We start from the raw sequence: 11,546 nt of genomic DNA on the forward strand, positions 1-11,546 counted from the left end.
GTATGGAGGAAGCCAGATTTGAAGTTTTGAGAAGGGCGGAAGAAGAAGCCAAAATAGAGAGCATGAAGGTGATCAAACGCATAGAGGAGGAGGCAAAGGAGAAAGCCGAGTTTGAAGCCAAGAGGATCATAACTACGGCTATTCAGAGAATATCGCCGGAGATAGCAATAAACTACACAACAAGTACGGTAGAACTGCCAAGCAATGAATTTAAAGGCAGGATCATAGGAAGGGAAGGTAGAAATATAAGAACTTTTGAGCTTTTAACAGGGGTTGACCTTATCATAGATGACACTCCTGATGTGGTGACGATATCCTCCTTTGATCCTCTCAGAAGGGAGATCGCCAAGGAGGCTCTCCAGATCCTTATAGAGGACGGTAGAATACATCCCGCGCGTATAGAGGAGGTTGTCAATCAGGTTAAGAAGGAGATTGATGAAAAGATAAGGAAGATGGGAGAAGAAACCTGCATGGAGCTTGGACTTTACGATATAAACCAGGGGCTATACTACTATATAGGCAAACTCTACTTTAGAACGAGTTACTCACAAAATGTCCTCTTACATTCAAAAGAAGTGGCATACATAGCTGGACTTATGGCTGAAGAGCTTGGACTTGATGCGAAAATGGCAAGGAGGGCAGGGCTTCTTCACGATATAGGCAAGTCCATATCTCACGAACTTGGCGGATCTCACACGGACATAGGCATAGATCTGTGTAAAAAGTATGGAGAACCGGATCCTGTTTTAAACGCCATAAAAGCTCATCACAACGAAGAACCCGTAAGATATCCGGAAGTTGCACTTGTGTGCGCAGCGGACGCCTTATCGGCTGCAAGACCGGGAGCAAGAAGGGAAAGTCTTGAGACATACCTCAGAAGGCTTGAAAAACTGGAAAGCATAGTCAAATCCTTTAAAGGAGTGGCAAATGCTTACGCTGTTCAGGCAGGGAGAGAGGTTAGGATCATAGTGAGTCCCGAAGAAGTAAGTGATGAGGAAGCATACATGCTCTCAAAAGAGATAGCCAGAAAGATAGAAGAGGAGATGGAGTATCCCGGACAGATAAAGGTAGTTGTTATAAGGGAGACCAGACATGTGGAATACGCAAAATGACACTGATCTCACACCTATGCTTTCCCAGTATCACCACTTTAAGAGACTCTATCCTGACTGCCTGCTTCTGTTTAGACTGGGAGATTTCTACGAGCTTTTTTACGATGATGCTCTTATAGGATCAAAAGAACTTGGGCTTGTCCTCACATCAAGACCGAGTGGAAAGGGGAAAGAGAGAATACCCATGTGCGGAGTTCCATACCACTCTTCAAGCACTTACATAACGAGGCTCGTCTCAAGGGGATACAAAATAGCCATATGTGAGCAGATGGAGGATGCAAGTCAGGCAAAAGGTATAGTTAGGAGGGAAGTAATAAGGGTAATAACACCTGGCACTTACTTTGAAAAGGATCTTTCAGGTCTTGCATGCGTGTATACAAAGGGAAAAAGGTACTTTTGTGCATATCTGAACCCATCAACAGGAGAGTTCATATCAGGATCTTTTTCCTTAGATCAAGCCTACGAATTTATGTGCAAGTTCTCTCCTAAGGAGGTTCTACTCCTTAAAGGGGTGAAGTTTGAATTTGAAAAGTTTTTTAAAGCATACAGAACGGAGCTTGAAGAAGAGTATTTTTTGGAAGGTATGAGGATTCTCGCAAAGGATTTTAATATTCAAAACTACAGGTCTCTGGGTTTTGAGTATGAAGAAGAGCTTATACCTTGCGCAGGTATATACCTTTACCTTAAAAACACCCAAAAGAGCTTTACACCCTTCGTAAGAAAACCCAAGCCTTATACGGACGAAGGTTACGTCAGGATAGATCACAGAGCGAGGAGAGGACTTGAACTCCTTGAGAGTTATGAAGGCAGAGAAGACATATCCCTCTTTAGTGTTATAAACAGAACCCTTACGGGAATGGGAAGACGCAGGCTAAGATTTTACATACTTCACCCCTTTAGAAGTAAGGAAAAGATAATAAAGGTGCAGTTAGCTGTTGAGGAACTTACAAAAAAGAGGGATACTCTTATCAAGATCAGGAAATACCTTGATGGTATGCCTGATATGGAGAGACTTGTATCCAGGATTAGTGGGAATGTAGCAACACCCAAAGATTTCGTGCTTCTCAAAAAAGCCCTTATATGTGCAACCCAATTGAGGGAACAACTTATGCAAGCGGATATTTCCTCTGAGATACTTAGGAAACTAATACAAGAGTTTGATGATGTTAGAGAGATCGCTCTTGACATAGATAGGACGCTTGTGGATGACCCTCCCATTCATCTAAGGGAAGGGGGTTTAATAAAGGATGGTGTGAATGAAGAGCTTGACAGACTAAGATATATATGTCAAAATTCGGAGATCCTCCTGAAGGATTACGAAGATAGATTGCGAAAGGAAACAAACATCCAGAGCTTAAAGATAGGTTACAACAGGGTAATGGGTTACTACATAGAAGTTACAAAACCCAACTTAAAATACGTACCTTCTTATTTCAGAAGGAGGCAGACACTCAGCAATGCGGAAAGATTTACAACAGATGAGCTTTGCATTATTGAAGAAAAAATACTCTCAGCTCAAACCAGGATAAAGGACTTAGAATATGAACTCTTCACAGAACTAAGGGAAAGGGTACTTTCAGGTGTGGAAAGTATAGTCAAGAATGCGCAAGCGATCGGTCTTTTAGACTATCTTCAATCTCTTGCCTGCTTGGCTCTTGAAAAGAATTGGAAAAAGCCGATAATTACCGAAGAGAAAGTTATAAAGATAAAGGAGGGCAGACATCCTCTAATAGAAGCTTTTGTGAAAGACTACGTTCCAAATAACACGTACATGGATGAAGAAGAAAGGATCATGATAATAACAGGTCCTAATATGGCGGGAAAATCAAGTTACATAAGGCAGGTTGCGGTTCTTACCCTTTTGGCTCATATGGGATCCTTTTTGCCTTGTGAGGAGGCTCAGATAGGCATTGTATCCTCAATACATGCTCGCATAGGTTCAGGAGATATTTTGGCTTTAGGCGTGTCAACCTTTATGAACGAGATGCTTGACGTTTCAAGTATACTAAACAGTGCGGATGAGAGAAGTCTCATAATTCTTGATGAAGTAGGTAGAGGAACATCAACTTACGATGGTATATCCCTAACTAAAGCCCTCGTTGAGTATATAGCTAACAAAATAAAAGCCAGAACACTTCTTGCAACTCATTACCTTGAGTTAACAAAGCTTGAGGAATATCTATCTTGCGTGAGAAATTATCACATGGCTGTATCCAAAGAAGGAGTGGGGATCACCTTCCTTTATAGACTCGTGAAGGGCAGTGCTGAGGGGAGTTTCGGTATAGAAGTAGCCAAAATGGCTGGATTACCTGAGGAGCTTATAAAACGTGCAAGGGAGATCCTCAGTGAGTATGAAAGTGCGTACCACCTTCCCCTTCTTGAAAGAGTTTATGCGGATAGTATTAAAGTAGCTCAAGAAAAGGTATGGGAGGAGGTACTTGAATATATTGAATCCGTTGATATAGCCAACACCACACCTTTGCAAGCACTCCTTTTACTTGCCCAACTAAAAGAAAAAATTAGAGCATTAAGGGACGCTCCCTGATGACTTTTCCTCAACCTTAAACATAGCTATGGGCTTTACGGGATTTGTAGGCACCTTGGAGTAAAATCTGAACCATTCATCTGGCAGAAGTTCCCAAAGCTTTCTCCAGTTTTCAACCCATGTCTTGACAAAGTCCCAAGGTGGCACGGCGGGACACATCAGAGAAATACAGATGACAAGATCCCCTCTTTCGTTTAGTGACGGTATTATGGGAAAGCTCCGGCAGTCTATTGGATGCCTTCCGTGAATACCGCAAAAGCCATCCACATTAAAGGGGCAGTCCTGCTCAGGAGCCAGAAAACCTATGCTAAAACCGTTTACGCTTATTTCGGGAAAGCAAGCCGAGTTAAGCTTTTTTATAATCCTGTTCTCCGTAGGCAGAAGAACGACTGCCTCGTTTAACCTCTGGCACTCCGCAGACTTTCTGCCACCTTTAGCACACAGAAAGCAACCCAAACGGGAACACCCTATATCAAAATGTCCCGTAGAGCGGTAAATTTCCTCAATGATCGCAGTCAATCTGTCTTCCCTCTCTGCTTGTAACTCTTCCATAATGCCTCTATATTTTATACGCTAAAATTTTTTTTGCATGAACTTTTCTATGATCACTGATTATGATATTTATCTTTTTAAAGAGGGTACTCACTGTAAGCTTTACGAAAAGCTTGGCGCACATCCTCTGGAAGATGGTGTGTATTTTGCAGTTTGGGCACCCAATGCTATCTACGTGTCAGTAATAGGAAGCTTTAACGGGTGGAGCAGAGACTCTAACCCTTTAAAGCTCAGAAATGACGGTTCTGGCATATGGGAAGGTTTTGTAAGTGGAGCAAAGACAGGAGATCTTTACAAGTATTTTATCGTTTCTAAAAGCGGTTATCAGGCTGAAAAATCCGATCCTTTTGGCTTTTTCTTTGAAGTTCCGCCAAAGACTGCAAGTATCGTGTGGGATCTCAGTTACAGCTGGAATGACTATGAGTGGATGAAAAAAAGGCATACTAAGAACTCTTTAAATGCCCCTTGGCTTATATACGAGGTGCATATAGGCTCCTGGAAAAAAAGGGGATGGGAGTCTTTAAGCTACAGAGAGCTTGCTGATGAGCTTGTCAGTTATGTAAAAGATATGGGATTTACTCACGTGGAGTTTCTGCCCGTTATGGAACATCCCTTTTACGGATCTTGGGGTTATCAAGTAACCGGATACTTTGCTCCCACATCTCGCTACGGAACGCCACAGGACTTTATGTATCTTATAGATAGCTTTCATCGGGAAGGAATAGGTGTCATCCTTGACTGGGTCCCATCTCACTTTCCTACGGATGCTAATGCGCTTGCTTATTTTGATGGAACGCATCTTTACGAGTATGAGGATTTCAAAAAGAGATACCATCCTGACTGGCAAAGCTACATATTTGACTACTCAAAACCTGAAGTTAGATCCTTCCTTTTAAGTTCAGCTCACTTCTGGCTTGAAAAGTATCACGCTGACGGACTGCGCGTTGATGCGGTGGCTTCAATGCTTTATTTGGATTATTCAAGAAAACCCGGTGAGTGGACACCTAACATCTATGGCGGAAAGGAAAACCTTGAAGCTATAGAATTCATCAGAAAACTAAATGAATGTGTATATGGGAACTTTCCGGACGTTCAGACTATTGCGGAAGAATCTACAGCCTGGCCTATGGTGACAAGACCCACATACCTTGGAGGGCTGGGCTTTGGAATGAAGTGGAACTTAGGATGGATGCACGATACACTCTTTTATTTCTCAAAAGATCCGGTGTACAGAAAGTACCATCAGGATAAGATCACTTTTAGCATATGGTATGCATTTTCTGAGAACTTCGTGTTAGTGCTTTCACACGACGAGGTGGTACATCAAAAAGGTTCCCTAATAGGTAAGATGCCAAAAGATTGGTGGCAGAAGTTTGCAAACCTTAGACTTTTACTCACATATATGTACGCTCATCCCGGTAAAAAGCTTCTCTTTATGGGAGGGGAGTTTGCCCAATGGGAAGAGTGGAACCACGATAAAGGTCTTGACTGGTTTTTGCTCAATTATCCAACGCACAGAGGGGTTTATAAACTCGTCAAGGATTTAAACAGGATCGTAAAAGAGAATCCTGCCCTTTACGAGCTTGACTTTAGCCCTGAGGGTTTTGAGTGGATAGATTTTTCGGATCACGAACAGAGCGTGATAAGTTTTATAAGGAAAGATACATCCGGAAAAAACTCAATTTTAGCTGTCTTTAACTTCACACCCGTACCCAGATATAACTACCAAATTGGCGTTCCTGATGGAGGTTTTTGGCGAAGGCTCATAAACAGCGACGCTCAAGAGTACGGCGGATCCGGACACGGAGATACTGAAGGAATTTACGCTCAAGAGGTTCCCTTTCACGGAAGACCTTATTCACTCTCCTTGACTCTTCCTCCACTTGGAGGGATGTATTTTAGAAGAGATCCCTCATGATATCTTCTGGCACACCAACACCGTCTCTGATCTGTCCGTTTCCAAAAATTATGAACTTCTGTATGGTCAACTCTTCGAGAGCCATAGGTCCCCTTGCGTGTATCTTGTCGGTGGATATGCCCATTTCTGCACCAAGACCAAACTCATTACCATCTGTGAATCTCGTTGATGCATTCACGTAAACGGCAGCAGAGTCCACCTCGTTCAAAAACTTCATAGCCTTCGTGTAGTTTTCCGTTATTATGGCATCCGAATGCTTAGATCCATATTTTTCTATAAACTCTATGGCTTCTTCTAAACTATCAACCACCTTCACAGCGAGAATAAGGTCAAGGAACTCTTCGTAATAATCTTCTTCCCTTGCCGGAACAGCTCTTACAAAATGTAGTCTCGGATCTGAGTTTATCACCTTAAGGCTTTCTTCATCGCATCTTAGTTCTACCCCAGCCCTTCCGAGTATGTAAGCCATGCGTGGGAAAAACTTACCGAGTATCTTTCTGTTTATTATCAAGTTTTCTACAGCGTTGCACACCGAAGGTCTTTGAACCTTCGCATTGTAAACTATATGGTAGGCTTTATTTAGATCAGCCTCATCATCTACGTATATGTTGCAAACCCCTTTGTAGTGCTTTATTACTGGAATTTTTGCCTTTTCAGCAACAGCTTTTATAAGACTTTCGCCTCCTCTAGGTATGGCAACGTCTATCTTACCTTCCATCTGCAAAAGTTCCCAGACTATCTCCCTCTCTGGTCTATCTATGAACTGAATGGCATCTTCCGGAAAACCTGCCATTTTTGAAGCTTCCCTGAGTATTTCTACAAGCGCTCTATTTGAGTTTATCGCCTCCTTTCCACCTCTAAGGATGACCGCGTTAGATGACTTCATACACAAAGCTGATGCCTCCACAGTTACATTGGGTCTTGATTCGTAAACTATGAATACGACCCCCAAAGGTACCCGCATTTTCCCCACTTTTAGACCGTTTGGCAAGGTCCACATCTTGGTGATCTCACCAACCGGATCCTGCAAAGAAGCTACATCTCTTAATATCTTTATCATACCGTCTATCCTTTTATCGTTTAGGACAAGTCTATCGATGAGTGCATCGGATAAGCCAAGACTTTTTGCATACTCCACATCTTTTGCGTTCTCTCGTTTTATAAAGTCCCTTTTGCTATCCATAAGCTCCCCGGCAAGTAATAACGCTCTGTTTTTTATCTGCGTCCTCAGGGACGTAAGCTCACGCAGAACCTTTCTCGCTCTATTTACCTTTTCTTCCGCATAATCCAAAACTTCTGTACTCATAGCAACTTAATTTTAGCTTTCGTTAAATTTGACGTCAAGCTATTTTATGAGCGCCTTTGCCAATTCTTTTAGTGCAATCTGGTCGGGGCTTGGGGATGGTCTTGCAAAGAGAAAGCCCTGGCCAAAGTCCGCACCTGCGTATCTGACCCACTCAAGCTCTTCTTTCTTTTCTATACCCTCGCAAACTACCTGAATATTTTCCGAATGCGCCATCTGTATAAGGTGACCTACTATAACCTTTTTAAAGTTGTTTTTGTGTATATCCCTTATCAGCTCCATATCTATCTTTATATAGTCTGGCTTTAGTTCAGAAAGATAAAAGAGACCAGAATACCCACTTCCTACGTCATCGAGAGCTACTTTTACCCCCTCCTCCCTCAAAAAGTTTATAAATCCCCTTATACTGCTGAGTTTTAGCTTCTCGTATTCTGTAAGTTCTATTACTATCCTTGAAGGTTTGAAGTTGTAAGATATGGCTGTGGATATAAAGTCCCCAAAGTTTTTAAAGGGATCCGTTAGGAATCCCGGATGGAAATTTATAAATAGCTTTACATCTTTTTCAAGCTTTTCTGATGCCTCTTTTATAGCTTTCGTTCTGCAAAAATCTTCAGTATAGGTAGATGTGGATCTTCCTACTTTGAGAAGGTCTGTGATCTTTACAGGTGGTCTGCAGAGGGCTTCGTAGGCAAAAATATCACCCTTTTTTAGATCAATTATAGGATGAAATAGGATCCTCACTTCGTAGAATACATCCCCTATAACACCGTATATAAGCCTATCAATTAGCTCTTCAATACTTAGCGTATGTGGTACCTGCTTCAAAAGAAAGGAATTGTCAACTTTGATATCCTTGTCCATCTTTATGAGCAAGTACCTGAAGCTCTTTACTGTCTCTTTATTCATATCCAAAAGCAGTTCAAGAAAGTCTTCCTCTCTGTCCGTAAAAAGCAATGCAACGCTACTTATAACTTCAGAATGAAGATCGTATTGACTTGCCACATCTGACAATGTTCTTGCGGTATCTTCCGAATCTGTAAAAACGATGAGTAACTTCTTTGCCATAAGTAAGCTTAAAAATTATACATTGCAAGAAACTCCTCTATATACTTTTTTATAGTTTCTTCGTCCATTTTTACACTTCTGCCATGACCAGGAAGTATCCACTCAAATCTAAAATCAAGTAACTTTTTAATAGATTTGAGCTGTTCACTCCAAGAGTACCAGCAGTACTCCTTAGAAGCCCAAAGTCTCTTTTTAGCAGGTGAGTACCAGATGTGATCTCCACAAAAGAGAAATTTTTTGTAAAGGAGTACCATATGTCCCGCCGTGTGTCCTGGGGTTGGTATTAGAGTAAAATCACCGATATTTACTGGATCTTCACCACTGACTTTTATATCGGCATACTTATAAGCGTGCGCATCCCTTTCGTGTATTATGACTTTTGCTTTAAAGGCTTTTGCGTAAAACTCCGCATCGGCTATATCATCCTCATGTGTTAAAAAGATGTACTTGATCCCACCCAAAGATGCTATGTTCTTTAAAAGATGAGCGTTTTCCCTGGGACTGTCTATCATCCAGTTACCATCAGGATGTAGTATAAAGTAGCTCATAGCACCGTAAGATTTTTTAGAGGAGAGACCGCATCTGTAGACACCATCCTCCACCTTTATGGGGAACTTCCCTATAACATCGCGTACTCCTTCCTTTCTCTTTGTTCCTATAGCTCCAACCGGACAAGAAAGCAAAGCCATAAGGGTCTTCTCTCTTTCTTCTTGTGTGTTTGGCTGTTTCACTACACATGCACTGCCTTTCCCTTCACCAAAAATATCTGGCGCTATCTCCCTGCATATATCGCAATCTATACAGCTCGCATCTACGAAAAAGTCTCCGGGAACGTTGCAAGGAAGCCTCTTTTTTATATCAGCCATATTTTAATAATCTTTATCACGGTTATGTTTAGAATATGCGAAGTGTCATAAAGTCTTAAATTCGTAATCGCAATACTCCCTTATAGGACATACACCGCAGAGTGGCTTTAAGGGTTTGCACAAGGTTTGACCAAAAGCTACGAGCAATTTATTAAACTCTATCCAGTATTCTTTTGGCAGTATTTCCATGAGTTTTAGTTCTGTTTCCTCGGGTCTTTTTGTTTTCACAAGACACCACCTGTTAGTAATTCTATGAACGTGCGTATCCACACATATAGCAGGTATTTGGTATCCTTCCGAGAGAACTAAATTTGCCACTTTTCTTCCTACTCCCTTCAACTTAAGTAGATCTTCTAACCTATCTGGAACACGTGAGTTATACTTCTGTTTAAGCTCTTTGGCTATCTCCTTTAAAAATCGTGCTTTACTTCTGTAAAAGCCTGCTGGGTAAAGCAGTCCTGAAAGTTCTTCCTCACTTATACTGTAGAGGTCATCTACCGTTTTTACCCTCTCAAGAAGCTTTTTACAAACTAAGGTTGTAGTTTCATCTTTTGTTCTTGTGGATACCAAAGCGCATACGAGTACCCTGAAGGGATTGCCTGTCTTTTGTGCTATCAAACTTACTACCGGTGCGTTCCATTTGGGAAACTCACTTCTGAGTATGCGTATAACCTTATCCACATCTTCTCTTCTCATGGTATAATTTTATGTCAAAGGCCCGGTAGCTCAGTTGGTAGAGCACCCGGCTGAAAACCGGGGTGTCGGCGGTTCGATTCCGCCCTGGGCCACTTTTATAAGCTCAACCCATAGTCTGTAATTTACAAGTATTTCAAGAGGTTCGGTGTTAAGAGTTTCATCCCTGAAAGGTATAGCGTAAGGTGAAGAGTTTATCTTCCTGATATCCTCAAAATTAAGATCATCTTTTATTGTCAAAGATGCCAAAGTTCCTCCCCTCTTTCTACCTACGTTGGGAGAATCATTAAGACCAAAACCCAATAACTTTAAAGCCTTGCGTACTGGTAGTGAGGAGGTGTAAGATACCCAAAAGCCATCTGTAGCTATAGCTTCCTTTATTTCCTTGAGAAACTCGTAAGTCCAGAGTTCTGGATTCCTGTAAGGTGAAAAGGCATCGTGAAATACAGCATCAGCATCAAAACCCCTGCACTCTCCTACTTTCTGTCTCGCATCTCCCAAAAGTAGTTTAAAACTTATCCCATCTTTACAAAATTCCGGGAATCCGTCAAGGAGAAGTTTGTGGTAGCGTTTGTAAGGTTCAGGTAGAAGGGGTATGTTTTCTGAAAGGAGTTTCTCAAAGGACAGTATCTCTATCTCCGTTCTGGAATTTACGCTTCTTATACGTTCAATCGCCACAGCCAGGTTATAGCCGAGACCAAAACCTATATCCAGTATTCTTATTTTCTTCTTACTTTGAGCCTTTTGGACTATGCGCGAAGGTTCCACAAATTTCATAAGACACTCACTTATAGCACCTGCGGTTAAACTATGGTAAGCCTCTCCGTATTGGGGATTTATCAGTGTTATACTGCCATCTTTTGTAATAACAGGACCCTCACCTTTAATGGAAGGTTTCAACCACGCGCTTATCTCTTTTAATACGCTCTCTTTACTCTTCTGGCTGAGCGAGATACTCATCTTTGATATACACTTATCAAATATTTCTTCAAGCATTCTGTTTTATTATTTAACATAAAAAGGCAAGAAATTCCATCTTCAAACTCACAATGCCTTTTGTACTGATAAAAGCCCCCAGAAGGGGGCAGAAAGGTGTTAGCCTCTTTTTAGCCTCCTGAGGACCATAAGGGCTGGTATTAATAGCCATGCGAGGACATTAACAGGAGATACCCCAGCGCTCATAGAACATCCACCTCCTCCACCGCCAGATGTGGTCTGAGAAGATCCCGAAGTGGATTGAGAAGGTGGTGCAGGTTGCTCAGGTGGTGCAGGTTGCTGACTTGTCTGAACTACTCCAACACCTGTCATATAGATCTTTTCTGGATATGGAGAGTTTGGATACACGCTAAGGAATGCATCCTTCCTGCCTTGAGATTGGGGAGCAAATATGATACCTACCGTGCAGTAGTTTCCTGGTCCAAGATTGAACTGGGTTGTCCTGCATGGATAATCTCCGGCGTTGAGGTCAAGGATGTAGTTAGTTTCGCCTGCC

General features: G+C 41.8%; 9 protein-coding genes, 1 tRNA gene and 1 pseudogene. 4 read left to right on the forward strand and 7 right to left on the reverse strand.

Going from position 1 to position 11,546, the window contains the following annotated elements; genetic code table 11:
- Positions 1 to 1,112, forward strand: a 1,112-nt coding sequence (gene rny / locus ABWK04_05630; protein MEZ0361364.1) for a ribonuclease Y, incomplete at its 5' end; no start/stop codon positions are given.
- On the forward strand, positions 1,093 to 3,657 hold the full coding sequence (gene mutS, locus ABWK04_05635) for a DNA mismatch repair protein MutS (protein MEZ0361365.1): 2,565 nt from the start codon (positions 1,093 to 1,095) through the stop codon (positions 3,655 to 3,657). The genes rny and mutS, both read left to right, overlap by 20 nt.
- Here the strand turns inward: mutS and ABWK04_05640 are convergent.
- Positions 3,640 to 4,209, reverse strand: coding sequence for a hypothetical protein (locus ABWK04_05640; GenBank protein MEZ0361366.1), 570 nt, complete (start codon positions 4,207 to 4,209; stop codon positions 3,640 to 3,642). The genes mutS and ABWK04_05640 overlap by 18 nt on opposite strands.
- 37 nt (positions 4,210 to 4,246) lie before the next feature.
- Here ABWK04_05640 and glgB point away from each other — a divergent pair, with 37 nt between their 5' ends.
- Entirely contained in the window at positions 4,247 to 6,127 is a 1,881-nt protein-coding gene (gene glgB, locus ABWK04_05645; protein ID MEZ0361367.1) for a 1,4-alpha-glucan branching protein GlgB, read from the forward strand.
- Here glgB and ABWK04_05650 read toward each other — a convergent pair.
- Genes ABWK04_05650 through nth form a run of 4 tightly spaced genes read right to left on the reverse strand, consistent with a single transcriptional unit; the run spans position 6,108 to position 10,057 of the window.
- Complete coding sequence (locus ABWK04_05650; protein MEZ0361368.1) at positions 6,108 to 7,433, reverse strand: glutamate-5-semialdehyde dehydrogenase; 1,326 nt, start codon at positions 7,431 to 7,433, stop codon at positions 6,108 to 6,110. The two genes, glgB and ABWK04_05650, sit on opposite strands and share 20 nt — an antisense overlap.
- A 39-nt stretch (positions 7,434 to 7,472) precedes the next feature.
- Positions 7,473 to 8,495 carry an EAL domain-containing protein gene (locus ABWK04_05655; GenBank protein MEZ0361369.1) on the reverse strand — a complete coding sequence of 341 codons (1,023 nt, stop codon included), beginning with the start codon at positions 8,493 to 8,495 and terminating at the stop codon, positions 7,473 to 7,475.
- A gap of 8 nt (positions 8,496 to 8,503) precedes the next feature.
- Positions 8,504 to 9,361, reverse strand: coding sequence for an MBL fold metallo-hydrolase (locus ABWK04_05660; protein ID MEZ0361370.1), 858 nt, complete (start codon positions 9,359 to 9,361; stop codon positions 8,504 to 8,506).
- 45 nt (positions 9,362 to 9,406) lie between these two features.
- Positions 9,407 to 10,057: an endonuclease III gene (nth, locus tag ABWK04_05665; GenBank protein ID MEZ0361371.1), complete on the reverse strand. Its 651-nt coding sequence runs from the start codon at positions 10,055 to 10,057 to the stop codon at positions 9,407 to 9,409.
- 19 nt (positions 10,058 to 10,076) lie between these two features.
- Here nth and ABWK04_05670 point away from each other — a divergent pair.
- A tRNA-Phe gene (locus tag ABWK04_05670) sits at positions 10,077 to 10,149 on the forward strand.
- 154 nt (positions 10,150 to 10,303) lie between these two features.
- Here the strand turns inward: ABWK04_05670 and ABWK04_05675 are convergent.
- A pseudogene (locus tag ABWK04_05675) lies at positions 10,304 to 11,050 on the reverse strand (MnmC family methyltransferase).
- Between the two features lie 99 nt (positions 11,051 to 11,149).
- Positions 11,150 to 11,546: hypothetical protein (locus ABWK04_05680; protein MEZ0361372.1), on the reverse strand; the 397-nt coding region annotated here is incomplete at its 5' end.

Source organism: Hydrogenobacter sp. (assembly GCA_041287335.1).
Lineage (GTDB): Bacteria > Aquificota > Aquificia > Aquificales > Aquificaceae > Hydrogenobacter.

What these genes read in the sequence shown, in the direction of transcription:
- glgB (MEZ0361367.1), top strand. Translation starts at nt 4,247, where the DNA reads ATGAACTTTTCTATGATCACTGATTATGATATTTATCTTTTTAAAGAG.
- ABWK04_05655 (MEZ0361369.1), bottom strand. Translation starts at nt 8,495, where the DNA reads ATGGCAAAGAAGTTACTCATCGTTTTTACAGATTCGGAAGATACCGCA.
- ABWK04_05650 (MEZ0361368.1), bottom strand. Translation starts at nt 7,433, where the DNA reads ATGAGTACAGAAGTTTTGGATTATGCGGAAGAAAAGGTAAATAGAGCG.
- mutS (MEZ0361365.1), top strand. Translation starts at nt 1,093, where the DNA reads ATGTGGAATACGCAAAATGACACTGATCTCACACCTATGCTTTCCCAG.
- ABWK04_05660 (MEZ0361370.1), bottom strand. Translation starts at nt 9,361, where the DNA reads ATGGCTGATATAAAAAAGAGGCTTCCTTGCAACGTTCCCGGAGACTTT.
- ABWK04_05640 (MEZ0361366.1), bottom strand. Translation starts at nt 4,209, where the DNA reads ATGGAAGAGTTACAAGCAGAGAGGGAAGACAGATTGACTGCGATCATT.
- nth (MEZ0361371.1), bottom strand. Translation starts at nt 10,057, where the DNA reads ATGAGAAGAGAAGATGTGGATAAGGTTATACGCATACTCAGAAGTGAG.